At 32.9% G+C, this 26822-nt stretch carries 25 protein-coding genes; 2 read left to right on the top strand and 23 right to left on the bottom strand.

Annotation, left to right across the window (positions count from 1 at the left end):
- Nucleotides 1-4 precede the first annotated feature (4 nt).
- From GXM21_RS04225 to gatC, 21 genes are all read right to left on the bottom strand, one after another.
- Nucleotides 5-1711 (bottom strand): proline--tRNA ligase, encoded by a 1707-nt coding sequence (locus GXM21_RS04225; protein ID WP_008538369.1) that lies wholly within the window; start codon nt 1709-1711, stop codon nt 5-7.
- 160 nt (nt 1712-1871) lie between these two features.
- On the bottom strand, nt 1872-2930 hold the full coding sequence (gene ispG / locus GXM21_RS04220; RefSeq protein ID WP_008538370.1) for a flavodoxin-dependent (E)-4-hydroxy-3-methylbut-2-enyl-diphosphate synthase: 1059 nt from the start codon (nt 2928-2930) through the stop codon (nt 1872-1874).
- A gap of 37 nt (nt 2931-2967) precedes the next feature.
- A complete protein-coding gene (gene rseP, locus GXM21_RS04215; RefSeq protein ID WP_008538371.1) occupies nt 2968-4002 on the bottom strand; it encodes an RIP metalloprotease RseP in 1035 nt (344 codons plus the stop codon).
- Nucleotides 3996-5147, bottom strand: a complete 1152-nt coding sequence (locus GXM21_RS04210) for a 1-deoxy-D-xylulose-5-phosphate reductoisomerase (protein ID WP_008538372.1) — start codon at nt 5145-5147, stop codon at nt 3996-3998. Before GXM21_RS04210 ends, rseP begins: the two co-directional genes overlap by 7 nt.
- Nucleotides 5148-5165: 18 nt before the next feature.
- Entirely contained in the window at nt 5166-5990 is an 825-nt protein-coding gene (locus tag GXM21_RS04205) for a phosphatidate cytidylyltransferase (protein ID WP_008538373.1), read from the bottom strand.
- Between the two features lie 24 nt (nt 5991-6014).
- A complete protein-coding gene (locus tag GXM21_RS04200; protein WP_008538374.1) occupies nt 6015-6791 on the bottom strand; it encodes an undecaprenyl pyrophosphate synthase in 777 nt (258 codons plus the stop codon).
- Nucleotides 6792-6874: 83 nt separating this feature from the next.
- The gene (locus tag GXM21_RS04195) at nt 6875-7042 is read right to left on the bottom strand and encodes a 4Fe-4S ferredoxin (protein WP_008538375.1); all 168 of its coding nucleotides are present in this window, start codon (nt 7040-7042) and stop codon (nt 6875-6877) included.
- A gap of 3 nt (nt 7043-7045) precedes the next feature.
- Nucleotides 7046-7246 carry a hypothetical protein gene (locus GXM21_RS04190; protein ID WP_008538376.1) on the bottom strand — a complete coding sequence of 67 codons (201 nt, stop codon included), beginning with the start codon at nt 7244-7246 and terminating at the stop codon, nt 7046-7048.
- A gap of 4 nt (nt 7247-7250) precedes the next feature.
- Nucleotides 7251-7808, bottom strand: coding sequence for a ribosome recycling factor (gene frr / locus GXM21_RS04185; RefSeq protein ID WP_008538377.1), 558 nt, complete (start codon nt 7806-7808; stop codon nt 7251-7253).
- Nucleotides 7808-8533 carry a UMP kinase gene (gene pyrH, locus GXM21_RS04180; RefSeq protein WP_008538378.1) on the bottom strand — a complete coding sequence of 242 codons (726 nt, stop codon included), beginning with the start codon at nt 8531-8533 and terminating at the stop codon, nt 7808-7810. Before pyrH ends, frr begins: the two co-directional genes overlap by 1 nt.
- A gap of 182 nt (nt 8534-8715) precedes the next feature.
- Nucleotides 8716-9363, bottom strand: coding sequence for a translation elongation factor Ts (tsf, locus tag GXM21_RS04175; protein ID WP_008538379.1), 648 nt, complete (start codon nt 9361-9363; stop codon nt 8716-8718).
- Nucleotides 9364-9447: 84 nt separating this feature from the next.
- Nucleotides 9448-10176 carry a 30S ribosomal protein S2 gene (rpsB, locus tag GXM21_RS04170; protein WP_008538381.1) on the bottom strand — a complete coding sequence of 243 codons (729 nt, stop codon included), beginning with the start codon at nt 10174-10176 and terminating at the stop codon, nt 9448-9450.
- 240 nt (nt 10177-10416) lie between these two features.
- Nucleotides 10417-11190 (bottom strand): GTP-sensing pleiotropic transcriptional regulator CodY, encoded by a 774-nt coding sequence (gene codY / locus GXM21_RS04165; RefSeq protein ID WP_008538382.1) that lies wholly within the window; start codon nt 11188-11190, stop codon nt 10417-10419.
- Nucleotides 11191-11324: 134 nt separating this feature from the next.
- A complete protein-coding gene (gene hslU / locus GXM21_RS04160; RefSeq protein ID WP_008538383.1) occupies nt 11325-12719 on the bottom strand; it encodes an ATP-dependent protease ATPase subunit HslU in 1395 nt (464 codons plus the stop codon).
- 14 nt (nt 12720-12733) lie between these two features.
- Complete coding sequence (gene hslV / locus GXM21_RS04155; RefSeq protein ID WP_008538384.1) at nt 12734-13276, bottom strand: ATP-dependent protease subunit HslV; 543 nt, start codon at nt 13274-13276, stop codon at nt 12734-12736.
- Between the two features lie 41 nt (nt 13277-13317).
- Nucleotides 13318-14643: an FADH(2)-oxidizing methylenetetrahydrofolate--tRNA-(uracil(54)-C(5))-methyltransferase TrmFO gene (gene trmFO, locus GXM21_RS04150; protein WP_008538385.1), complete on the bottom strand. Its 1326-nt coding sequence runs from the start codon at nt 14641-14643 to the stop codon at nt 13318-13320.
- Between the two features lie 25 nt (nt 14644-14668).
- Entirely contained in the window at nt 14669-16918 is a 2250-nt protein-coding gene (gene topA, locus GXM21_RS04145; protein ID WP_008538386.1) for a type I DNA topoisomerase, read from the bottom strand.
- Complete coding sequence (dprA, locus tag GXM21_RS04140; RefSeq protein ID WP_008538387.1) at nt 16915-18021, bottom strand: DNA-processing protein DprA; 1107 nt, start codon at nt 18019-18021, stop codon at nt 16915-16917. Before dprA ends, topA begins: the two co-directional genes overlap by 4 nt.
- A 183-nt stretch (nt 18022-18204) precedes the next feature.
- Nucleotides 18205-19632: an Asp-tRNA(Asn)/Glu-tRNA(Gln) amidotransferase subunit GatB gene (gene gatB, locus GXM21_RS04135; RefSeq protein WP_008538388.1), complete on the bottom strand. Its 1428-nt coding sequence runs from the start codon at nt 19630-19632 to the stop codon at nt 18205-18207.
- Complete coding sequence (gene gatA, locus GXM21_RS04130; protein ID WP_008538389.1) at nt 19632-21095, bottom strand: Asp-tRNA(Asn)/Glu-tRNA(Gln) amidotransferase subunit GatA; 1464 nt, start codon at nt 21093-21095, stop codon at nt 19632-19634. Before gatA ends, gatB begins: the two co-directional genes overlap by 1 nt.
- 40 nt (nt 21096-21135) lie before the next feature.
- The gene (gatC, locus tag GXM21_RS04125; protein WP_008538390.1) at nt 21136-21426 is read right to left on the bottom strand and encodes an Asp-tRNA(Asn)/Glu-tRNA(Gln) amidotransferase subunit GatC; all 291 of its coding nucleotides are present in this window, start codon (nt 21424-21426) and stop codon (nt 21136-21138) included.
- Nucleotides 21427-21587: 161 nt separating this feature from the next.
- Between gatC and GXM21_RS04120 the strand changes: the two genes are divergently transcribed.
- Both GXM21_RS04120 and hslO read left to right on the top strand, forming a co-directional pair.
- The gene (locus GXM21_RS04120; protein WP_008538391.1) at nt 21588-23015 is read left to right on the top strand and encodes an MDR family MFS transporter; all 1428 of its coding nucleotides are present in this window, start codon (nt 21588-21590) and stop codon (nt 23013-23015) included.
- A gap of 106 nt (nt 23016-23121) precedes the next feature.
- Nucleotides 23122-24018, top strand: coding sequence for an Hsp33 family molecular chaperone HslO (gene hslO / locus GXM21_RS04115; RefSeq protein ID WP_008538392.1), 897 nt, complete (start codon nt 23122-23124; stop codon nt 24016-24018).
- Nucleotides 24019-24091: 73 nt separating this feature from the next.
- Here the strand turns inward: hslO and ligA are convergent, their stop codons facing one another.
- Nucleotides 24092-26092 (bottom strand): NAD-dependent DNA ligase LigA, encoded by a 2001-nt coding sequence (ligA, locus tag GXM21_RS04110; protein ID WP_039881432.1) that lies wholly within the window; start codon nt 26090-26092, stop codon nt 24092-24094.
- A 60-nt stretch (nt 26093-26152) separates the two neighbouring features.
- On the bottom strand, nt 26153-26575 hold the full coding sequence (locus tag GXM21_RS04105; protein ID WP_050900408.1) for a MarR family winged helix-turn-helix transcriptional regulator: 423 nt from the start codon (nt 26573-26575) through the stop codon (nt 26153-26155).
- Nucleotides 26576-26822 lie beyond the last annotated feature (247 nt).

Genomic DNA, 26822 nt, shown 5'->3' with positions numbered 1-26822 from the left:
TTTATTATAGATTTTTAAGCATATCTTTTACTGTTTGTGCACAATCATCAACTTTTACATTAGAAGTAGCACCATCACGGCGAACTTTAATTTCTACTTCATTAGCATCTAAAAGTTTAGGGCTTACAGTAATACGTACTGGATAGCCAATTAAATCAACATCTTTAAATTTTACGCCAGCTCTGTCTTTTCTATCATCTAAAAGTACATCTATACCAGCATTTTTCATATCAGCATAAAGTTTTTCTGCAATCTGCATTTGAGCTTCATCTTTAGCGTTGATAGGTACAATAACCACTTCAAAAGGTGCAATAGATGCAGGCCAAATAATACCATTATCATCATGGAATTGTTCAATAGCAGCTGCCATTGTACGGCTAACACCGATACCATAGCAACCCATGATCAATGGTTTTTCTCTACCATTTTCATCAAGGAAAGTAGCACCAAGTGCTTTACTGTATTTTATACCAAGTTTAAATACTTGTCCTACTTCAATACCATGAGTCATTTTTACTGGTGCTCCACAATGAGGACATGGGTCTCCTTGGGCAATAAGGCGAATATCAGCTACGATTACATCACCGAAATCGCGTTTTGGATTAGCATTTTTATAGTGGCAATCTTCTTCATTTGCACCGCAAACAGCATTATGCATTTCCATTACTGTAGCATCAACAACCACGATTGCATCTTTGCTAAGACCGATTGGACTCATGAAACCAGGCACACCACCAATAGCGCGAATAGCAGACTCTTCTGCCATTTTTAATGTGATTGCTCCTGTAATATTTTGTAATTTTACATCATTTACTTCATGGTCTCCACGAACAAATGCACAGATTACTTGGTCTTTTTCATTTTGGAAAATAACAGCTTTGATATTTTTTTCAATTGGAGTATTTAAAAATTCAGCTACAGCTTCAATAGTTTTTGTACCAGGAGTATTTACTTTTTCAAGTGGTAATTCTTCTTCAGCTGGTGCAACAATTGGTTTTAATTCGGATTTTTCAGCGTTTGCTGCATAATCGCATTTTTCACAGTAAACGATATCAGATTCACCTGTTTCAGCTAATACAGTGAATTCATGTGTTGTAGCATTACCAATAGCACCGCCATCAGCTTCTACAGGGCGGAATGTAAGACCACAACGATTGAAGATATTTGTATATGCATCATACATATCTTTATAAGATTTATCAAGACCTGCTTCATCTTTATCAAAAGAATAAGCATCTTTCATGATAAATTCACGACCACGCATAAGACCAAAACGAGGACGAATTTCATCACGATATTTATTTTGAATTTGATATAACAATAATGGTAATTGTTTATAAGAACGTACTTCATTACGTACTAAATCTGTAATAATTTCTTCATGTGTTGGTCCAAGGCAGAATTCACGATTATGTCTGTCCACTAAACGGAACATTTCTTCGCCAAAAACTTCCCAACGACCAGTTTCTTTCCAAAGTTCAGCAGGTTGTACAATTGGAAGAGCTAATTCTTGACCGTCTTTAGCTTCCATTTCTTCACGAATAATTTGTTCTATTTTGCGTAAAGTACGCCAAGCAAGAGGCAAATATGTATAAACCCCACCTGCTACTTTACGAATAAAACCAGCTCTAAGCATTAGCTGATGACTAGGTACTTCAGCTTCTGCTGGAGTCTGACGCAATGTAGGCGCATAAAGTTTAGATGTACGCACTATAAATTCCTCCTAAAATATATGGGAAAAACCCTTTTCAATATTAATTAACTTATATATTCTATCATACTTTAGCTAAAATAAAAATGTTCATTATCTTCTTTGCCATTAAAAAAGCTGTAATAAAATTAAAAACTAAAATTTTATTACAGCTTCTTTTTTATTTTATAAGTTTATCTAATTCTTCAAATAAAGCATCTACTAATTTATCTTCAGGTACTTTATTTATAACTTCACCTTTACGGAAGACTAATCCTTCACCTTTTCCACCAGCGATACCAATATCAGCATCACGGGCTTCACCTGGGCCATTTACAACACAACCCATAACAGCAACTTTGATAGGTTTTGTTATTCCTGACAATCTTTGTTCTACTTTTTCAGCAATACTTGGTAAATCAATATTACAACGACCACAAGTAGGACATGAAATAAGTGTAGGTCCATATTCTTTAAGACCTAATGCTTTTAAAATTTCATTTGCTACTTTTACTTCATTCACAGGATCACCAGTCAAAGAAATGCGGAATGTATCGCCTATGCCTTCAGCAAGTAAAGCACCTATACCTACAGCAGATTTAATAATTCCTGTATTTACAGTGCCTGCTTCTGTTATGCCTAAATGAAGTGGATAGTCCACTGTTTCACTCATCAAACGATAAGCATCTAGCGTTAATGGTACATCATGTGCTTTTAGTGAAATTTTAATATCATAGAAATTTAATTTTTCTAGAATTCTTATATGCTCTAAAGCACTTTCAACTAACGCTTCTGCTGTTACTTTACCATATTTTGCCAACAATTTTTTATCAAGTGAACCTGCATTAACACCTATACGTATAGGAATATTTCTTGTTTTTGCAGCTTCGACTACTGCTTTTACACGTTCTTCATCGCCAATATTCCCAGGATTAATACGAAGTGCATCTATACCTTGTTCTATAGCTTTTAAAGCTAGACGATAATCAAAATGAATATCTGCAACCAAAGGTACATCGACTTGACTTTTAATATTGTAAATATTTTCAGCTGCTGACATATCAGGTACAGCTACACGAACAATATCACAACCAGCATCTACTAATGCTTTTATCTGTGCTACTGTAGCATTTGTATCTGTTGTTTTAGTATTAGTCATAGATTGCACAGAAATCGGTGCACCACCACCAATTTTCACATCACCAATACTGATTTGTCGTGTCATTTTTCTTTTTATCATTATATCCAACACCTTTTTATGTTGTATTTATTAACTCTTAACCAAATAAACGACCAACATCTTGAGCTGTAGCGAAGAACATCAAGGATAATAATAAAATTATACCAGCCATTTGCACTACTCTCACATATTTAGCTTCAATAGCCTTACCACGAATTGCCTCTACTAATAAGACTACAAAATGTCCGCCATCTAAAGCAGGAATTGGCAATAAATTTATTACTCCTAAGTTCAAACTCAATAATGCAGCAAATTGTAATAATGGAACTAAACCTAAATGTGCAGCTTGACTAGTCATTTGAGCTACACCCACTGGTCCAGATAATTCCGCACTAACACTACCTGTTATCATGCCAATAAGACCACTATACATTTGGTAAATAATATTTACTACTGTAGCAAATGCTAAAGCAATTGATTCACCAAAACCTACACTTTTTACATCAACTGGCGCAGTTACCCCAATCAAAGCACGCTTAGCTTGTTCATCATATTTTGGCACAACAGAAGTAGCCATCTGTTCATTATCACGGATAAATTCTATTTTTAAAATTTTTCCATCAGCATTTTGCACTTTCTGTACAAAATTTGTCCATGAAGTAATTTGTTCTCCATTTACGCTTAAAATTTTATCTCCATCTTTTAAGCCAGCTTGACTTGCTGCTTCTCCAGAAATAACTTGCCCTAAAACTGGAGCATTTGATGGAGTTTGTATACCATTAAAGAAAAAAACTCCTGCAAAAATCAAAAAAGGTAAAATAAAGTTCATTATCGAACCAGCTAAAATTACAATCATTCTAGCCCATACAGGACGAGCCCAATACGCTCTATCGCCTGCATCTTCATCCATGCCTTTTTCCATTCCTGCAATTTTATTAAAACCACCAAGAGGAATAGCTCTTATAGAATATACTGTTTCTCCTCTTTTTGTACTTACTAATTTAGGACCAAAACCAATTGCAAATTCATCTACACGCATACCAGTTTTTTTTGCAGTAATAAAATGTCCAAATTCATGAACCAATACTAGCAAACCAAAGACAAATACAATAGCAATTGCACTGATTAACACTTATAAATCTTCTCCTTTACTTGCTTACGAATATTGCTATCAATTTCAAATAAATCTTCAAGTTCTGGTTCTATCAAAGTTATATGAGATTGCATAGCTTCTTCTATTATATCATAAATATCTAAGAAACTAATCTTTTCATTTAAGAAAGCTTCTACAGCAATTTCATTGGTAGCATTCATCACACAAGGCATAGAACCGCCTATTTTTCCTGCTTCATACGCTAAAGCAAGACCTCTAAATGTGTCTGTATCTGGCTTTTCAAAAGTTAAATCTTTCATTTGCCAAAAATCTAATTTTTCAGCAGGACAAACCATTCTTTCTGGATAAGTAAGTGCATATTGTATAGGAAGTCTCATATCAGTTGAACCTAATTGAGCAATAACTGATCCGTCCACATATTGCACCATAGAATGAATAATACTTTGTGGGTGAACTACTACCTGAATTTTATCATAATCCACATTATATAATTGTTTTGCTTCAATTACTTCTAAGCCTTTATTCATCAAAGATGCGCTATCAATAGTAATCTTGCGTCCCATTTTCCATGTTGGATGACTTAAGCACTGTTTTACTGAAACATTTTTTAAATCTTCTATTTTCTTACCTCTAAAAGGACCGCCAGAAGCAGTAACTAATAATTTGTCAACTTTATTCATATCTTCGCCATGTAAACATTGAAATAATGCTCCATGTTCACTATCAATCGGCATGATTTCAATCTGTTTTTCACGAGCTTTTTTCATAACTAAATCACCAGCTACTACTAAAGTTTCCTTATTAGCTAGTGCGATATTTTTACCAGCTTCAATGGCTCTCATAGTTGGACGAAGACCTGCAAAACCCATTAATGAAGTAACTACTGTATCAATTTTATCTGTAGTAGCCCCTTCGATTAATCCTTCTTCTCCATAATATAATTTAGTTTCTCCTACATAACGAGCTTTTAATTTTTCATAAGCTTCTTTATTATGCAAAATCGCCATAGCTGGTTTAAATTCATTTATTTGCTGTTCTAATAATTCATCATTATTATTAGCCGCTAAAACTTCAATTTTCAAGAAATCACTATGATTTCTAACTACATCTAAAGTTTGAGTTCCAATTGAACCAGTTGAACCTAATACTGCAATTTTTTTCATTATATTATATCCTTTACCTTAAATATCTAATAAAAATATTGCTATATAATAAACGAGCGGTGCTGTAAATAATAAACTATCAAATCTATCTAACACGCCACCATGACCTGGAATTAAAGTACCTGAATCTTTGATACCTACAAATCTTTTAATACAAGACTCTACTAAATCGCCAAATGTACCAATAATTGCTATCAATGCACCCATTAATAACATAATCATCATATCAAAATTAAAATAATTGCCTAAAAGACCTACACATATCATTGAACCTAAAATTCCGCCAACAAAACCTTCAACGCTTTTTTTAGGACTGATTTCTGGACATAAACGATGTTTACCTATACTACAACCTACAAAATAAGCAAAACTATCACTAGCCCATGTACCAATAAAAGTAAGCCATATTAAAATACAACCTACAGAAAATTCTCCTAAAAGACTATTTGTCGCTAAAATAGTTGAATTCTCAATCATTCTAAGCATTATTAAATGATAAAAAGGAATAGCTATATACATTGTTCCTGCTAAAGTAATACAACCATCTAACACAGAAAAATGCTTATGATTAAATATCATATTCATTAAGGAAACAAATATAGCTACTACAATACCAAATGCAATATTATTAGCCATATATCCACTTAATACCATAAAACAAATAATCAATAAGCCCCAAAACAATGGTATATTATAATTCTTATGGGCAAAAGCATTTACATATTCTCGCCAAGCAAGACAAGCAAGTAATATAGAAACTGCTATAAATAATGAACCCCCTATTTGAATTACACCTGTAGCTATTATCATACCAATAATTCCACTGATAATTCGCGTTAGCAAAATCTTCCACCGCCCTAAATATAATTATTTGCTACTCAAACCACCAAATCTTCTATCTCTCTTTTGAAAATCAACAATTGCTTGAAGAAATTCTTCAGAAGAAAAATCTGGCCAATTTGTCTTTGTAAACCAAAATTCGGCATACGCTGCCTGCCATAATAAGAAATTACTCAATCGTATATCGCCACTTGTTCTAATCATTAAATCTACAGGTGGCAAATCTTTTGTATATAAATTATCGTCAATCACTTTATCATCAATTTTATCAATAGATAAATCACCTGATTGTACTTCACTAGCTATATTTTTTACTGCTGTTACAATCTCATCTCTACCACCATAATTTACAGCAACATTAAATCTTACACCAGTATTATTTTTAGTGCGTTCTTCTGCTGCATGTAATTCATTTGGTAAATTGCCTGGTAATTCATCAACTCTTCCAATAAAGTGAATACGTACATTATCTTCACACATTTCATCAATTTGTTCTGCTAAAAAACTAGAAAATAAATTCATCAGAAAATTAACTTCTGTCATTGGTCTTTTCCAATTTTCAGTAGAAAATGCATATACTGTTAAAATAGGTATATTATATTTTATACAAGTTTTAAGAATTTTTTTTAGTGTTTTCACGCCAGCTTTATGTCCAGATGTTCTAATTAAACCCTTTCCAGTAGCCCAGCGACCATTTCCATCCATAATTATACCAACATGTTGTGGTAATTTATTTAAATCTAATTGTTTATCTATAGAAATATCTCTTTTTTCTTTTTTAGAAGAAAATATTTTTTTGAGCATACTAGAAGCCCCTTCCACATAAAATATAAGAAATAAGCCCCTCTTTAGAGGGGCCTTTCCAGTGCTTATTGCTAATAAAACAATTATGCTTCAATAGCACCTGCTGGACAACCAGCTTGACATGCACCACATTCTACACACATATCTGCATCAATTTCATAATGGTTTTCACCTTCAGAAATAGCGCCTACAGGGCAAGTACCTGCGCAAGCACCGCAAGAAATGCAATCATCAGTAATTTTATAAGCCATCTATTACACCTCCTTTCGCATCTTGGCAGCAGCTGTAAGCTCTAATACATTATCATCTAAAACTTTTACTCTGACAATATATAGTTTACTATCATCAACTTTAAAATAGCCTCTCATTGGCACAGTATAGTTCATTTTAAATTTTATATTTCTAGAATTTAATCGCTCTATAGCCTCAACAGCTGGCAATCCTAAATATTCCATACAATCAAACTTCCATTATTTCTTTTTCTTTTTCCGCTCTAGCAATATCGATTTCTTTAATATATTTATCTACAATTTTTTGAATATCTTCTTGAGCTTTTTTAGCATCATCTTCTGTGATAGATTTTGCTTTTTCTAATTTTTTAATAGCTTCATTAGCATCACGGCGAATATTACGAACAGATACTTTAGATTCTTCTGCACGTTTATTCAATGTTTTTACAAGGTCAGTACGACGTTCTTCAGTGAGCTGAGGTATATTTAAACGAATTACTGTACCATCATTATTTGGACTAAGACCAAGGTCAGATCTTGTAATCGCTTTTTCAATTTCATGAAGCATTGGTTTTTCCCATGGTTGAATTAAAATCATACGAGGTTCAGGAACAGAGATATTACCTACCTGATTTACTGGTACTAAAGAACCGTAATATTCTACCATTACTTTATCTAATAATGCAGGAGTTGCACGGCCTGCACGAAGAGAAACAAATTCAGATTTTGCTGCACTTAAAGTTTTTTTCATACGCTCTTCATTTTTAGCTATTACTTCTTTAATCATTAATCATTACCTCCAACAGTTGTTCCAATATTTTCGCCTAAAGCAGCTTTTAAAATATTTTCATGATTATCTATATTAAATACTACTAAAGGAATTTTATTATCCATGCAAAGACTTGTTGCCGTAGAATCCATTACTGCAAGTCCACGATTTAATACTTCTAAATATTCAAGACTATCAAATTTCTTAGCTTCAGGATTTTTATTAGGGTCGGAATCATATACACCATCTGTATTCTTTTTACCCATTAAAATAACTTCAGCTTCAATTTCAGCAGCACGAAGAGCAGCAGTTGTATCTGTGGAGAAATAAGGGTTACCTGTACCAGCACCGAAAATAACAACTCTACCTTTTTCTAAATGACGAATTGCTTTACGACGAATATAAGGTTCAGCAACTTGACGCATTTCAATAGCAGATTGAACACGGCTGTCAACGCCCATACCTTCTAAAGCATCTTGAAGTGCTAAGGCATTCATCACTGTAGCAAGCATACCCATATAATCTGCTGTAGCTCTATCCATACCTTTATTGCTACCAGCAAGACCACGCCAAATATTTCCGCCACCAACAACGATAGCTACTTCAATACCATACTCACGTACCTTTTTAATTTGTTTAGCGATAGATTCAACAACTTCTGGATTAATACCAAAACGCTGTTCACCAGCTAAAGATTCACCACTTAATTTGAAAACTATACGTTTATATTTAATATCAGCCACAATAAAACCTCCATAAAAACTTATAATTATCAACCTGCATAATATCTTTTCTTATTTTATCATATATCTATGGCAAACGGTAGACATTATAATTTTTTTCTATATCTAATTTTTATACTAATTTTATCTTATTACAAAAAAGAGAACACCGAAGTGTTCTCTCTTTGTATTTCATAATGAAATTATTTAACAGCTGCCATAACTTCTTCTACAAAGTTATCAGCTTTCTTTTCAATACCTTCACCAAGTTGATATCTTACGAAACGACGAATGGAGATATTTTCACCGATTTTAGCAATTTTGCCTTTTACAAGGTCAGAAATTGTAACATCTGCATCTTTAATGTATGGCTGATCTAAAAGACATACTTCTTTATAATATTTTTCGAGACGACCTTCAACCATTCTTTCAACGATTTTTTCAGGTTTGCCTTCATTAATAGCTTGTTCACGAAGAACTTGACGTTCATGTTCGATAGCTGCTGGATCTACTTCTTCACGACGTACGCAAGTTGGGTTAGCAGCAGCAATCTGCATAGCAATATCACGAGCGAAATCCTGGAATTCAGGAGTACCAGCAACGAAGTCAGTTTCGCAGTTAACTTCTACTAATACACCGATACGTCCACCAGCATGAATATAAGATGTTACAACACCTTCAGCTGCTACACGACCAGCTTTTTTAGCTGCGGAAGCAAGACCTTTTTCTCTTAAAAAGTCAATTGCTTTGTCCATATCACCGTCAGTTGCAGAAAGAGCTTTTTTACAGTCCATCATACCTGCACCAGTTTTTTCACGTAATTCTTTTACTAATGCTGCAGTAATAGCCATTAATATTTCCTCCTTAGTCAATAAAAGGCAAGGGTTTGGGCCCTTACCTTTTTAATTGTTATATAAATTTAAAATTAACTAAAATTATTCAGCGTCTTCGCTAGTAGCAACTTCTACTACTTCGCCAGCTTCACCTTGACGACCTTCGATAACAGCGTCAGCCATACGGGAAGTTAAAAGTTTAACAGCACGGATAGCATCATCGTTACCAGGAATTACATAGTCAATTTCGTCTGGATCGCAGTTTGTATCAACGATTGCAACGATTGGAATGTTAAGTTTTTTAGCTTCTGCTACAGCAATTCTTTCTTTACGTGGATCAACGATAAATAAAGCGCCTGGTAATTCTTCCATGTCTTTAATACCGCCAAGAGATTTTTCAAGTTTTTCTTGTTCACGTTTTAAAGCAAGAACTTCTTTTTTGCTAAGAACTTCAAAAGTTCCATCTTCTTCCATAGCTTCAAGTTCTTTTAAACGATTGATGCTTTTACGGATAGTAGCGAAGTTAGTCATCATACCACCGAGCCATCTTTCGTTAACATAGAACATGCCGGATTTTAAAGCTTCTTCTTTAACAGCTTCTTGAGCCTGTTTTTTAGTACCTACGAAAAGAATGCTTTTGCCTTCTTCAGCAACGCTACGTAAGAAATCATAAGCTTCGTCAACTTTTTTTACAGTTTTCTGTAAATCGATAATGTAAATACCATTGCGTTCTGTGAAAATGTATGGAGCCATTTTAGGGTTCCAACGTCTAGTCTGATGACCGAAATGAACGCCTGCTTCTAATAATTGTTTCATGGAAATAACTGCCATGATGGTGCACCTCCTGTTATTTTTTCCTCCACATTCTTTAGCTTTGTTTTAACCCTTTTAGATATTCTTATCAGCGTACCAATAAGGTATATCTAACTAGGACACAGTACAAAATCGGAATGTGTGCGTTTTTTACACCGTTAAGCATTATATCATAATTTTTTTGTAAACACAATAATAAATTATCATGCTTTCATATAAAAAGAACGATGTTTTTATCAACATCGTTCTTGAAGATTATTATCTTTTTAATTTTTGAATTTCATCTAATAAGTGTTCGTTTAATACTCTGATATAAGTACCTTTCATACCAAGAGATTTAGATTCAATTACACCAGCGGACTCAAATTTACGAAGTGCATTAACAATTACAGAACGAGTAATACCTACACGGTCAGCAATTTTAGATGCAACGAGTAAACCTTCAGTACCATTTAATTCACTTAAAATATTTACAGCTGCTTCAATTTCAGAATAAGAAAGTGTTGCTAAAGCAATCTGTACAGTAGCTTTTTTACGTGCTTCAACTTCAATTTTTTGAGAATTATCACGTAAAATTTCCATACCTACAACAGTGGCACCATATTCAGCCAACAATAAATCATCGTCTGTGAATTCTTCATTAAATTTAGCTAATACTAATGTACCAATACGTTCACCAACGCCATAAATAGGTACAATAGTTGTAATTTTGCCTTCTACTAAACATTCGCTATTATCATCAAAAGCACAAATTTCTTTTTGTGGAATATTAGAAGATGTGCTATCCATTTTTAAGAGCCAATTAACATAGTGTTTTGGAAATTCTCCTTGGCTTACGATTTTGTCAATCATTGTATCACATTCAAAATCATCAAGGAAGGCATATCCATAGATTTTCCCTGTTTTGCTAACAATATATACATTTGCTTCTATAACATTGCTAAGCACACGGGAAATGCTATCGTATTCTACCACTTCTGCTTTTTGTAAAAGTTTATTTATTTTTCTTGTTTTTTCAAGTAATGTTGCCATCTGTTATCCCCTTCCTGCACAGAAAAACTTTTGATTTTCTGTTAAACCTTTCCTTTTTTTATTCTATCATATCTATAAGTCAATTTAAAGGAAAATTTTTATATTTTTTTGAATTTTGTACAATATTTATCAAATTACAAAATGAACTGGCTTAAGTCGCGATTTTTAACGATTCCACCAAGTTTTTCATTTACATAATCAGCATTAATTACTACATTTTTTTCTTCTAATTCTGGTGCATCAAAAGATAAATCTTCTAATAATTTTTCCATAATTGTATGAAGTCTTCTTGCTCCAATATTTTCCATTTGTTCATTTACTTCACAAGCTACTTGAGCTAATCTTTCGATAGCATCATCAGTAAATTCAATGGAAACATCTTCTGTAGCAAGTAATGCTTTATATTGTTTTAATAATGCATTTGTTGGTTCTGTTAAAATACGTTTAAAATCTTCTTCAGTTAAAGAAGTCAATTCCACACGAATTGGGAAACGACCCTGAAGTTCTGGTATTAAATCAGAAGGCTTAGCCATATGGAAAGCACCTGCTGCAATAAATAAAATATGGTCTGTTTTCATTTGTCCATATTTTGTGGATACTGTGGAGCCTTCAACTATTGGTAAGATATCACGCTGTACACCTTCACGAGATACATCAGGACCAGAAGAAGAACCTTTTACTGCAACCTTATCAATTTCATCTAAGAAAATGATACCATTGCGTTCTGCAAGTTCAATAGCTTCTTGAGCAATAGACTCCATATCCAATAATTTTTGGGCTTCTTCTTGAGTGAAGATTTCTCTTGCTTGAGCAACTGTAACTTTGCGTTTTTTGCGTTTTTTAGGCATTAAATTGCCAATCATATCCTGAATATTATTGCTCATGTCTTCCATGCCAGAACCTGCAAACATACCAATTACAGGAGCTGCTTTTGGCTCAACATCAATTTCAATAATATCATTTTCTAATTCACCTTTTAAAAGGCGTTTTCTGCACCATTCTCTGCCAGCAGAATATTTTGGTTCTTCCACTTTTTCTGTGCTTTCTTCTTCTTTATTTGCACCACCAAAGATAGCACTGAGTGGATTAGATACAGCACTGGATTTTGGTTCTGGAACATAAATATCTAAAATACGTTCTTGAGCCATTTCTTTAGCTTTATCTTGCACTTGTTCTAATTTTTCTTGTTTTAACATACGTACAGCAGATTCAGCTAAATCTCTAACCATGGATTCTACATCTCTACCTACATAACCTACTTCAGTAAATTTAGTAGCTTCAACTTTTACAAAAGGTGCTTTTACAAGCTTTGCTAAACGTCTTGCAATTTCTGTTTTACCAACACCAGTAGAACCAATCATCAAGATATTTTTAGGAATAATTTCATCTCTCATATCTTCTGGAAGATGACGGCTACGCCATCTATTGCGAAGTGCAATAGCTACAGAACGTTTTGCTTGTGATTGTCCTACAATATATTTATCTAATTCTTCAACAACTTGACGAGGAATTTGTTCATTCAATTTCATGAATTTATTCTCCTTTATTTATCTAATTCTTCCACTATAATATTGTGATTTGTATATACACAAATATCAGCAGCAATAGTAAGTGCTTCTTTAGCAATTTCAGCTGCAGTCAAATTAGAATGTTTAGCTAATGCACGACCTGCTGAAAGTGCATAAAATCCGCCAGAACCAATAGCTGCAACATTACCATCTGGTTCAATTACTTCACCATTACCAGAAAGTAGTAACATTGTATTTTCATCAGCAACAAGTAATAATGCTTCTAATTTGCGAAGAACTCTATCTGTACGCCAATCTTTAGCAAGTTCTACCGCTGCGCGAGTTAAATTACCATGATATTCAATTAATTTAGATTCAAATTTTTCAAATAAAGTAAAAGCATCGGCAACAGAACCTGCAAAGCCAGCTAAAACTTTACCATTATATAAACGACGTACTTTACGGGCATTTGCTTTCATAATAGCAGCTTGTCCAAAAGTAACTTGTCCATCACCAGCTATAGCAGTTTTTCCATCTTTTTTTACTGCTATGATAGTGGTTGCTTTAAAATTTTCCATAAAATCATCTCCATTTATAGGCTATATTCATATTATCAGTTTTACTTAGATAATTTCAATACATCTATTTTAAATTTTGCTAAAAATTCTAAGGCACGTTCTGCAATTTTTTGTTTTTTCAACTTTTTATCACGAATGCGTTCTTCTAAAGGTGGCATCAAACCAAAATTAGCATTCATAGGCTGAAAATGTTTTGCTACAGCAGAAGTAATATATTTGCACATAGAACCATGAGCTGTTTGTTCTGGGAAAATCACTGGATTTTCTCCTTTAGCTAAATATGCTGCATTAACACCTGCCACAAGACCAGAAGCTGCAGATTCTATATATCCTTCAACGCCTGTCATCTGACCTGCAAATAATAAATCATCTCTATCTTTGTATTGCAAAGTTGGTCGCAATAATTCAGGAGAATTAATAAATGTGTTTCTATGCATCACGCCATAACGTACAAATTCAGCATTTTCAAGTCCTGGTATTAGACCAAATACGCGTTTTTGTTCTGGCCATTTCAAATGAGTTTGAAAACCTACTATATTATATAGGCTATCTGCTGCATTATCTTGACGAAGTTGCACTACAGCATAAGGTCTTTTTCCTGTTTTAGGATCTTCTAAACCTACAGGTTTTAATGGTCCATATAGTAAAGTATCTATGCCACGACGAGCCATTTCTTCAACAGGCATACAACCTTCAAAAAACTTAGCTTTTTCAAATTCCTTGATTGGTGCAAGTTCTGCTGTTGTCAACTCTTGCCAAAATTTTTCATATTCTTCTTTATCCATAGGACAATTAATATAATCAGCTGTTCCTTTACCATAGCGAGAAGCACGATATGCTTTACTCATATCAATAGATTCTTTGCTGATTAATGGTGCCGCAGCATCATAAAAGTAAAAATAATCCTGACCTGTCAATTCACCAATGGATTTTGCTAATACTTCTGAAGTCAATGGCCCACTGGCAATAATTGTAATAGCATCATCTTCTTGAGGTATTGTTTCTATCTCTTTATTTATCACAGTAACATTAGGATGATTTTTTACTTTATCTGTAATATATTGACTAAATCCTTCTCTATCTACAGCTAAAGCTCCACCAGCTGGTACACGATTTATATCGGCCGACTCCATGATGATAGAATTTAGCTGTCGCATTTCTTCTTTTAATAAGCCTACAGCATTTTCAAGTCCTGCACCACGCAAAGAATTGCTACATACTAATTCAGCGAATTTTTCTGTCTTATGTGCAGGAGTAGATTTTTCTGGTCGCATTTCATATAAATCTACTTTTATACCTCTTTGAGCCACTTGCCATGCAGCTTCACTACCAGCCATACCAGCTCCTACGATAATAACTTTTTTCACGCAAAATCTCCTTTCCTATTTCTATCTATGCTTTGTTTTCTTCTTTATGCTCTTTATTTTCATTTTCTTCTTGTGCTTGTGCTTCTTTTTGTGCCAATTCCGCTAATTTCTTAGCAGTCTGCTGTTGAATTTTTTCTTTTAATTTATTAATTTCCTTATTTATAGGAGTATCTTCTTTTCTTGTAGCACAATCATCATTACTGCAATATAAAATAGTTCTTCCATTTTTGAAACGATGTCTAAATAAGAATGAACCACAAGTCTTGCAATTACTTGTAAGTGGCATATCCCATGATACATAATCGCACTGTGGATAATTTTCACAACCATAAAATACTACGCCACGACGTGTACGGCGTTCAATGATTTTGCCACCACATTTAGGGCATTTAACACCTGTATCCTTCAAAATAGGTTTTGTATTTCTACATTCTGGAAAACCTGGACATGCTAAGAATTTACCATAGCGACCTTGTTTTATGACCATCATACGACCACATAATTCGCATTGTACATCAGAAACTTCATCTGGCACTTCTACTTCACCAATTTCTTCTTCTGCATGTTCTAAAGTTTTTTCAAATGGCCCATAGAATTCTTCAAGCAAAGTATTTTTTTGAATTTTACCTACTGCTATTTCATCTAATTTATTTTCTAAATCAGCAGTAAATTTCTCATCAACAATATCTTTAAAATATTTTTCCAATAAATCTACTACTACAAAACCTAAATCAGTTGGTTCAAATTTTTTATCACTGCGAACTACATAACCTCTAGCTAAAATAGTTTCAATAATTGGTGCATACGTGCTTGGACGACCAATACCTCTTTCTTCTAAAGTTTTAACTAAAGAAGCATCATTATATCTAGCTGGTGGTTCTGTAAAATGTTGCATTGCTTCTAATTTTTGAATAGATAATTCATCGCCTTCTTGCAAATCTGGCAAGATGACATCTTTTTCTTTTTTATTATCGCTATCATTATATACAGCAGTAAAGCCTGCAAATTTTAATTGCGAACCAGTAGCTTTAGCTAAATACTTATCGCCTTTAATAGTTACACTCATAACATCATAACTAGCAGGTAACATCTGACAACCTAAGAAGCGTTGCCAAATTAATTTATAGAGTTTTAACTGTTCTTTGCTCAAATATTCTTCAACAGTGGCAGGACTTAAAGCGATATTTGTTGGACGCACTGCTTCATGAGCATCTTGAGAAGATTTTCCAGCTGCATAAATATATGGTTTTTCTGGCAAATATTCTTTACCAAAATTCTCTTCAATATAATTTCTAGCTTCATTTAAAGCTATTTCTGAAATACGTGTAGAGTCTGTACGCATATATGTTATCAGACCAGTTGGCCCTTTTTTACCTAAGCTAATACCTTCATAAAGCTGTTGAGCTATCATCATTGTTTTACGTGAAGTAAAACCTAATTTTCTAGCAGCATCTTGTTGTAAACTACTTGTCGTAAATGGTGCTGGAGCTTTGCGATGACGTTGACGTTTCTTTATTTCTGTTACTTTAAAAGTAACTTTTTCAATATCACTGCATAATTCATCAGCTTGAGCTTTAGAGGCAATTTTTACATCTTCTTTTTTCGCTGAAACCATCAATTTTTTATCATCAATAGCTACTAGCTCTGCTCCAAACATACTAGAACGAGGTTTTTTCTTAAATTTAAAATCAACTGTCCAATATTCTTCTGATTCAAATTTTTGAATTTCTTTTTCACGGTCACAAATTAATTTCACTGTTACCGATTGTACACGCCCTGCACTCAAACCTTTGCGAATTTTCTTCCAAAGAAGTGGACTTAATTTATATCCTACAATACGGTCAAGCATACGACGTGCTTGTTGAGCATCTACTCTATCAATATTTATTTCTTTAGGATTTTTTACTGCTTCTTGAATAGCAGGTTTTGTTATTTCATTGAATACAATTCTACATTTTTCATGTTCATCAATCCCTAAGATATGAGATAGATGCCAAGCAATAGCTTCGCCTTCACGGTCAGGGTCAGAGGCTAAATAAACTTTTTCAGATTTTTTAGCTTCTTTCTTTAAAGATTTAATTAAATCTCCCTTGCCACGAATATTGATATATTTAGGTGCAAAATCATTTTCTACATCTATACCAAACTGACTTTTAGGTAAATCGCGAAGATGTCCCATAGAAGCCATTACTGTATATTTTTTATTGCCTAAATATTTTTCAATAGTCTTTGCTTTAGTTGGCGATTCTACTACTACAAGCGTTTTTTTCTTCATTCAAAGCACTCCCTGATTGCTCTTATATAAAAATTTGGACTTGTCTCTTTAACTAGTCCCTTCAATTTCATTTGTAATAAAATAAACGATATATTCGAAACATTTATTCTCAATTTATATATGATTTCATCAATACATTTAGGCTCTGTAAAAGATAAATTATCATATATAAGTTGTTCTTCCGCTGTCATGGAAAAACCTAATTCTATTTGTGTTTCTTTGGATATACTTTGCTGATTAGTTACAAAATTATATTCTTCTACAATATCATTTGCCCTTGTAACTAATTTAGCACCTTGTTTTATTAAACTATGGCAGCCTTCGCTTTTTTGCGAATAAATATTTCCTGGTATGGCAAATACATCTCGCCCTTCACTTAAAGCAAATTCTGCTGTTATCAATGAACCACTCTTTTTCGCAGCTTCAACTACTAATATTCCTTTGGATAATCCTGTGATAATTCTATTTCTAGCTGGAAAATTCCCTGGTTTTGGCAATGTATTTAGTGGATATTCTGATATTACAGCACCATTTTGAGCTATAGCTTCTAAAAGTTGCTTATTTTCTTTTGGATATATAATATCTAATCCACAACCTAAAACAGCAATAGTCTTACCTTTTTTCAAAGCTCCTGTATGAGCTTTAGTGTCTATACCTTTAGCAGCACCACTAACTATTATAAAATTAAATTTAGCTAATTCCTCAGCCATATTTTCTGCTATCTGTTTTCCATAAGTCGTTGGAGTTCTTGAACCTACTATACCTATACAAATTTCATCTCTAGGCAATTGACCTTGATAATATAAAATAAATGGAGGATCATAGATTTCTTTCAATAACTTTGGATATTCTTCATCTATTTCTATGCAGACTTCAATTTTATAATGTTTTAATTGCTCTGTTAATTTATCTATAGATATTTTCTGTCTAAATTCTATTAATTCAGACAATGTTTTACTGCCTAAACAATTACTTTGTTCTAACATTTTTCTTGTCGCTGTCCATATTTTTTCGCCGTCATGAAAATATCCATAAAGTTGACGAAGCGTTTTACTACCTATGCCTGGCACAGAATTTATGGCAGCCCAATATATATTTTTCATTGTTTATTACATTCCCATACAAATAAATCTTTAGATAAACCGTATATATTTTACTATTATCACTATTAACTGACAATTTGTCAAATTTTTTATCAAAAGAATATAGATATCGCCATCTAAAACAAAAAGCTATTGTATTAAAAAATTTAACACAATAGCTTTTTATTATTCTTAGACCATAAATCAGCCTAATTTTTCTTTTATCATTTTATTTACAAGACCAGGATTTGCTTTACCTTTACTTGCTTTCATTACTTGACCGATTAAAAAGCCCATAGATTTTGGATAATCTGCAACAGCTTTTGGATTATCTGCAATTGCTTTATCTACAATTTCTTCTATTGCTTTTGTATCAGTAATCTGTACTAAACCTTTATCTTTTACGATTTTTTCTGGAGTATCTCCACTTGTCCACATTTCTTCAAATACAGTTTTTGCTATTTTAGAAGAAATTGTACCTTTACCAATTAAGCCAATTAAGCTTGCTAAATTTTGAGCAGATACTGGAGAATTTTCAATAGTCATTTCATTAGCATTTAAATGCTTAGACAATTCACCCATAATCCAGTTAGAAGCAAGTTTTGCATCAGCACCAGCATCTACAACAGCATCAAAGTATTCAGCCATAGCACGAGTAGAAGTGATGATTTCTGCATCATAAGTAGGAAGACCATATTCATTTACTAAACGAGCTTTTCTTGCATCTGGTAATTCAGGAAGTTCTTTTTTATATGCTTCAATCTGTTCATCAGTTGTAACAATTGGCACAAGATCAGGTTCTGGCATATAACGATAATCTTGAGCTTTTTCTTTGCTACGCATAGAAAGTGTAATTCCACGACCATCGTCCCAAGTACGAGTTTCCTGTACCAAGATACCGCCATCTTCTAACACTTCATTTTGACGTTCAATTTCATATTCTAAAGCGTCTTCGATTACTTTGAAGGAATTCAAGTTTTTCATTTCAACTTTTGTACCAAGTTTTTCGCTACCTTCTGGACGAAGAGATACGTTTACATCGGCACGTAAATTGCCTTCTTCCATTTTACAATTGGATACATCAATGTATTGTAAAATAGATTTTATTTTTTCCATATATGCACGAGCTTCTGCTGGAGAATGCATATCTGGTTCAGATACGATTTCAATAAGTGGTACACCAGTACGATTATAGTCAACATTAGAGCTACTAGAATCTTTGATTGTAGTACCAGAGTGAACGAGTTTACCAGCATCTTCTTCCATATGAATACGAGTGATGCGAATACGTTTTGTTTTGCCTTCTACTTCGATATCCACATAACCATGTTCAGCGATTGGTAAATCAAACTGAGAAGTCTGGAAATTTTTTGGTAAATCTGGATAGTAATAATTTTTTCTATCAAATTTACTGAATTTATTAATTGTACAATTGAGTGCAAGACCTGCTTTGATAGCAAATTCTACTACACGTTTATTGACAACAGGTAATACACCTGGAAGACCAAGACAAACAGGGCAAACATGTGTATTTTGGTCTGCACCAAAGGAAGTAGCACAGCTACAGAAAATTTTTGTATTAGTTTTTAATTCGCTATGAATTTCCAAACCAATGACTGCTTCGTATTTCATTATTCTACCCCCTGACCAATTTTATTAGCATAATCATGATTTACTTCATAAGTATATGCTGCACGAATAATAGTTTCTTCATCAAGTGGGCGACCAATAAACTGCATACCGATAGGCATATTATCTTTGCTTCTGCCACAAGGAATAGAAATACCAGGAAGACCTGCTAAGTTAAGTGGAACAGTGAAAATATCCATCAAATACATTTTTAATGGATCATTTGCCATTGAACCTAATTTATATGCAGGTGTTGGTGCTACTGGAGCCAAAATAACATCTACATTTTTAAAAGCATTATCAAAGTCTTGTTTTACAAGTGTTCTAACTTTTAATGCTTTTAAATAATAAGCGTCATAATAACCAGCACTTAAAGCATAGTTACCAATCATAATACGACGTTTTACTTCTGGACCGAATTTTGCAGTTCTTGTATTTGTCATCATAGAAACAATGTCTTCACCATCTACACGAGAGCCATAGCTTACACCATCATAACGAGATAAGTTTGTAGAAGCTTCTGCTGGAGCTATTAAATAATATGTGGAAATAGCATAATCTGTATGTGGTAAAGAAATATCTACGATTTCAGCACCGAGTTTTTTCAAATCTTCGATAGCTGTATTCATAGCTTTTTTTACATCTTCGTCCATACCATCGATAAAATATTCTTTTGGTAAACCGATTTTTAATCCTTTTATATCATTTACTAAGGATTTTGTATAATCAGGAACATCACTATTGATAGATGTAGAATCTTTTTCATCATGACCTGCAATCACATTCATTACATGAGCACAGTCTGTTACATCGCGAGTCAATGGGCCAATCTGGTCAAGTGAAGAAGCGAATGCTACTAAACCATAACGAGATACACGACCATAAGTAGGTTTTAAACCAACAACACCGCAAAAAGATGCTGGCTGACGAATAGATCCACCAGTATCAGAACCTAATGCCCAAATAGCACTACCAGCACTAACTGCTGCAGCACTACCACCAGAGCTACCACCTGGTACACAGTCTAAATTCCATGGATTATGTGTAGCAAAAAATGCAGAGTTTTCTGTGGAACCACCCATAGCGAACTCGTCCATATTCAATTTACCAAGTAATGCAGGTTTTTGAGCTAAAACTTTATCCATTACTGTAGCATTATATGGTGGTACGAAATTTTCGAGCATATAAGATGCACAAGTTGTTTTTAAACCTTTTGTACAAATATTGTCTTTTATAGCTGCTGGTATACCTGCTAAAACAGAGATTTTTGCTCCGCCAGCGATATCAGCATCAACATTTTCTGCTTGTTGTAAAGCATAATCAGCTGTTTTTGTGATATATGCTTTTACTTTATCATCAGTAACTTCCATACGAGAAAGTACATCTTTTGTAATTTCTACAGCAGAAATTTCTTTATTTACAAGCATATCATGTAATTCATGTGCTGTTTTTTCAAATAAATTCACGTAAAAGCCTCCTCAATTTAATCAAAGTAATTAAAATAAATTATTCTTCTAAAATTTTAGGTACACGGAAATAACCATCTTCTTGTTGTGGAGCATTAGATAATGCCAATTCACGATCAAGGGAAGGTTTTACTACATCTTTACGAAATACATTTTGTACAGGCAATACGTGTGCAGTAGGAGCTACATTTTCAGTATCTACTTGTTGTAATCTATCTACATATTCAAGAAAATCATTAAGCTCGCTTATATTTTTATCCATATCTTCATCTTTAATGCTAAGACGAGACAGAAGAGCTACATTTTCTACATCTTCTCTAGTAACTTTCATATCTTCACCCCATTTTCAAAATAAACTGTTTACATTTTATCATATTTTAGACAATGATTGAATAGTATTGTTACTTTTCCCCGCAAAATATAGCTGACTTATTTTAGCTTCTATGTTAAAATGTCTTAAAAATTAGTAATAAAATAGGTGATTTCTTACATATGGACAAAACTAAACAAAAAATTGCATTTTCCTTTCTCATTGCAATATTTCTAGCTGCATTTGAAGGTGTTGTTGTCTCTACTGCTGCACCTGTGATTGTGAAAAGTTTGCATAATTTCAAAATGATTAGCTGGATTTTTTCTATTTTTCTTTTGACCTCAGCAATTTCTACTCCTATTTACGGTAAATTGGCTGACCTTTATGGGCGAAAACGAATTTTTATGATTGGCATTTCCATTTTTCTTTTCGGTAGCTTATTAGCTGGATTATCTCAGACCATGCACCAATTAATTATCTTCCGTGGCATTCAAGGCATTGGTGCTGGTGCTATTTTTACTATTGGTTTTACGATGATTGGTGATATTTTTACCCTAGAAGAACGCTCTATTATTCAAGGAGCTATCAGTACTATTTGGGGAATAGCTGGTCTTGTAGGTCCATTACTTGGTGGATTTCTCATAGATTATCTTTCATGGCAATGGATATTTTTTATAAACATTCCCTTTGGTCTTTTATCAGTCTATATACTTGCTAAATTTGTACATGAACAAAAGCCCGCTACTAATCCTAAAATAGACTACCTTGGAGCTATTTTGCTTTCCATTGCTATTGGCAGTCTTTTATATGGTGTAATGAGTTTAGATGAAAATTTTTATTTAGGTGTAATTTTATTAGTTATCACTTTGATTTCTTCTATCCTCTTTTATATCCAAGAAGCCAGAACTTCTGAGCCTATTGTTCCTTTATTTATCCTCAATAAATCTTCTATCATTGTAAATATCATAACTTTTATCAGCTCTTTCATATTGATTGCTTGTTCTGTTTATTTACCATTACATATTCAATCAATTATGGGTTACAGTGCTACTATCGCTGGTATTTCTTTGATAGGAACTTCTATTGCTTGGTTTATGAGTTCGATTTCCATTGCTAAATTAATGAAAAAATATCCTACAAATATAATTGTTATGTTTTCTTCATTAATTTTAATTTTCAGTTCTTGGTTATTAACACAATTAACTATAGATACACCTCTTTGGCACTTATCTATTTATGTATTTTTCTTTGGCTTTGGTTTTTCTGGCACTTTAAATACACTCACTTTCATAGTCCAAGATTCTGTAAAATATAATCTACGTGGTGCCGCTGTTGGTCTAAATATGCTCACTCGTACACTTGCTCAAACAATTGGTGTTACCGTTCTCGGTGCTGTATTAAATGTTTCTACAGCAGATTTTATCCAAGCTCATAATTTAATAAATATCACTATGCAAGATTTTTATGATAATACTGCTCCTCAATATCATGAACTTTTACGCCAGGCTTTATTTTATAGTCTAAATAATATTTACTATATTTTAGTTGGCAGTAGTATACTTTGTTTAATCTTGTCTTATTTTGTACCTAAACATCAATCACAAAAATAATCCAAAATATTAGACTCATATCTTTATATAATTATAAAAACTATGCTATACTATTATTTATTTTATATCTAAAATTTAAATTTATTTACTATTTCGGAGGAATATAATGAAAGATCATTTAGTAAAAGCTGTCGCTGATGGTGTTCGTGTTCATGCTGCTATTACAACTAACCTTGTAAATGAAGCTGTATCTCGTCATGAATGTTATCCTGTAGCTGCTGCTGCTCTTGGTCGTACTATGACAGGTGCTTTACTAATGGCAGCAAACCTTAAAAATAAAGAATGTATCACTATAAAATTTAATGGCAACGGTCCATTAGGCTCTGTTGTTGCTGATGCTAATCCTGAAGGATTTGTACGTGGTTATATCGCCAATCCTCATGTTAATTTACCACTCAATGAAAAAGGTAAATTAGATGTAGGCGGTGGTGTCGGTCAAGGTATTTTATCCGTAACTCGTTTCACTGGTCTTAAAGACCCTATTACTGGTAGTTGTGAAATCGTTTCTGGGGAAATTGCTGAAGACCTCACAAATTATCTTTATACTTCTGAACAAACTCCTTCTAGTGTAGGCTTAGGTGTTCTTGTAAATCCTGATTTAAAAGTAGCTGCAGCTGGTGGTTTTATCCTTCAATTATTACCAGATGCTACAGAAGAAACACTTACAAAATTAGAAAATAACCTCGCTAAAATTCGCCCAGTTTCTACCATGGTAAAAGATGGTTTAGATGCTCGTGGTATCATTGCTGAACTATTGCAAGGTTTTGATAAAGTTGATTATTTAACTACTACAGATTTAGCATTTAAATGTCAATGCTCCAAAGAACGCATTGAAGATGTACTCATCAGCTTAAATGAACATGATTTAAAATCTCTAGTTGATGATGGTCATGCTGAAGTTTGCTGTCATTTCTGTGGTGAAAAATATCAATTCAATAAAGATGAACTCACTGCTATTTACAATGTATCTCAAAAATTAAAAGACAATAAAGCTAATAATTAAATAATATCAATAAAAAAGCATTTTAAAATGGAATTATCACTCAATCCATTTTAAAATGCTTTTCTTTTATAAATTAATTTTCTTTAACCATTGCTAAAAATTCTTGTTCAGTAATTATTTTTACACCTAAACTTTCAGCTTTTGTAAGTTTACTGCCTGCATTTGCCCCTGCAATTACATAAGATGTCTTTTTCGATACAGAACCAGAAGCTTTTCCGCCTAGAGATTGAATAATTTCACTAGCTTCACTTCTGCCCATGGTTTCTAATGTTCCTGTTAATACGAAAGTCAAACCTTGGAATTTATCAGATGTTTTTTCTGTCTTTTCCTCTGCCATATTGACATTTGCTTCTTTTAATTTATTTAATAAAGCAATATTTTCTTCATCATGGAAAAATTCATATACAAGTTTTGCACTTATTTCCCCAATATCTGCTACTTGTTTTATCTCTTCTTCGGTGGCTTTAGCTATATCATCAAAAGAATGAAAATGATTTATCAAGGAACGACTTGCTGATTTACCTATATTCAAAATGCCCAGTCCTGTAAGCAATCTCCATGGTGCATTTTGCTTACTTTTTTCGATTGCATTTAAAAGTTTATCAGTATTTTTTTCCTTGCCAATCAATCCTTTTGCTATTAATTCATCTCGATAATTGTGTAAATAATATATATCTGCTGGATCTTTTAAATATCCATTTTCAATCAAAGTTTTTATATACATCATGCCAAAACCTTTGATATCCATAGCATCTCGACCGACAAAATTTATTATCCAACGTTCAATCTGTGCTGGGCAATGTGGATTACTACAGCGAATATCTGCTTTATCATCGTGAATAGTATGAGCATTACATACAGGGCAAGTATCGCCAATGATAAAAGGCTTGCTATCCTGAGGTCGTTTTTCTTTGATTACACAACGAACTTTCGGAATAATTTCCCCTGATTTATATACTTTTATTGTATCGCCAATGCGTATATCTAAATCATCAATAAAATCTTGATTGTGCAATGTAGCTCGTTCTACTTTTGTACCACAGAGCCAAACTGGTTCAAATACTGCTGTCGGCGTAATTCTTCCTGTACGACCTACGGATAATTCTATATTTAATAATTTAGTTTCCTTTTCTTCTGGTGGATATTTATAAGCTATTGCCCATTTAGGAACTTTAGATGTTGCTCCTAATTTTTCTCTTTGTGCAAAATCATTTATTTTTACAACAGCTCCATCAATATCATAATCTAAATCACCACGACGATTTCCAATTTCTTCTATAGCTTGTAAAACTTCTTTTTTAGTTTTACATACTTTATATGAATGTATAATCTTCATTCCTTGTTTGTGCATAAATTCATATGCCTGTGTATGCGATTTTAATTCTATACCTTCTACCTTTTGCAAATTAAAAATAAACATGGATAAATTGCGTTCTTTAATGATTTTGCTGTCTAATTGGCGAAGTGTACCTGCTGCACAATTTCGAGGATTAGCAAATAATCTTTTCCCCAATAATTCTTGTTTTTCATTTACTAAGGAAAAAGCTTCTCGCGTCATATATACTTCTCCACGAACTTCAAAATAAGGCAATTTTTCTTTTATTTTTTTCTTAATATCTTTTATCTGCATAGCATTAGCTGTTACATCTTCACCTTGTACAACACCATCACCACGAGTAACAGCTAATTTCAATTCACCATCTACATAACGAAGTGCTAAAGATAAACCATCTATTTTTTCTTCTACTACAAATTCTGGATTATCTAATTCTTTTTGCATATTATCTACAAAAGTTTCCACTTCTTCAGCAGAAAATACATCTTGCAAGCTAAGCATTGGCACATCATGTTTTACGAGAACGCCAGCTTCACGTTTTGCCATTCCGCCTACTTTTTGCGTTGGTGAATCTTTTGTAATTAATTCTGGATTTTCAGCTTCCAATTTTTTTAATTGACGCATCAATTCATCATATTGAGCATCTTCTATTTCTGGATTATCTTGATTGTAATATAAATCATTATGATATAAGATTTTTTTCTTTAATTCATCTATTTGCTTTTTTATATCGTCCATTATTTCACCCACAATACATATAAATAAGCCAGTTACCATTTAAGTAACTGGTCTTTTCTCTTAAAATTCTACTTTTTCTAACAATACTCTTAGCATCTTTAGTTCTTCTTCTGTTAAATTTTTATAAGCTGCTATGTCTGTTGCTTCCATTCTTTTTGCACATTCTGAGGCAATACTTAAGCCAAGTGGTGTTAAATATAAATAATACTTTCTCTTGTCTACCTTATCTTGAATTTTGTATATTAAATTTTTGCTCATCATACTTTTTATGATATTTGTAACAGTTGGATTTGTATTATTTAGTCCAATTTCTATCATTCTTTGTGTAACTTTTTTATCTTTAGATTTATCTAAATAAGCAATAACTAATGCTTGTTGTACAGTTACACCTAAACTGGCTAAATTATTATTTTGTCTGGCTATCATTTTTTTATTTATTTCATATATTAATTGCCCTAATCGCATAGTATCTGGTACTAACACTGCTCTCACCTCAAAAGAAAAAAATAACTCAATAATAATATATATTATATCAAAATTTCACTCTCAATATAAACTAAAATATCTATAAAAATTATTGACAAAAAATTTTTATTGCGCTATTATTCATTACATAGTTAGCTATGTATTTTAAAATCATATTAAATACAATCATATAATACAAGATAATTTTTATATAATAGCACACTATATAATTAAGAAAATAAGATTTTTATTATGTTAAATTAAA

The organism is Megamonas funiformis, from assembly GCF_010669225.1.
GTDB classification, from domain to species: domain Bacteria; phylum Bacillota; class Negativicutes; order Selenomonadales; family Selenomonadaceae; genus Megamonas; species Megamonas funiformis.
This window is presented reverse-complemented; position numbering and strand designations above follow the sequence as displayed.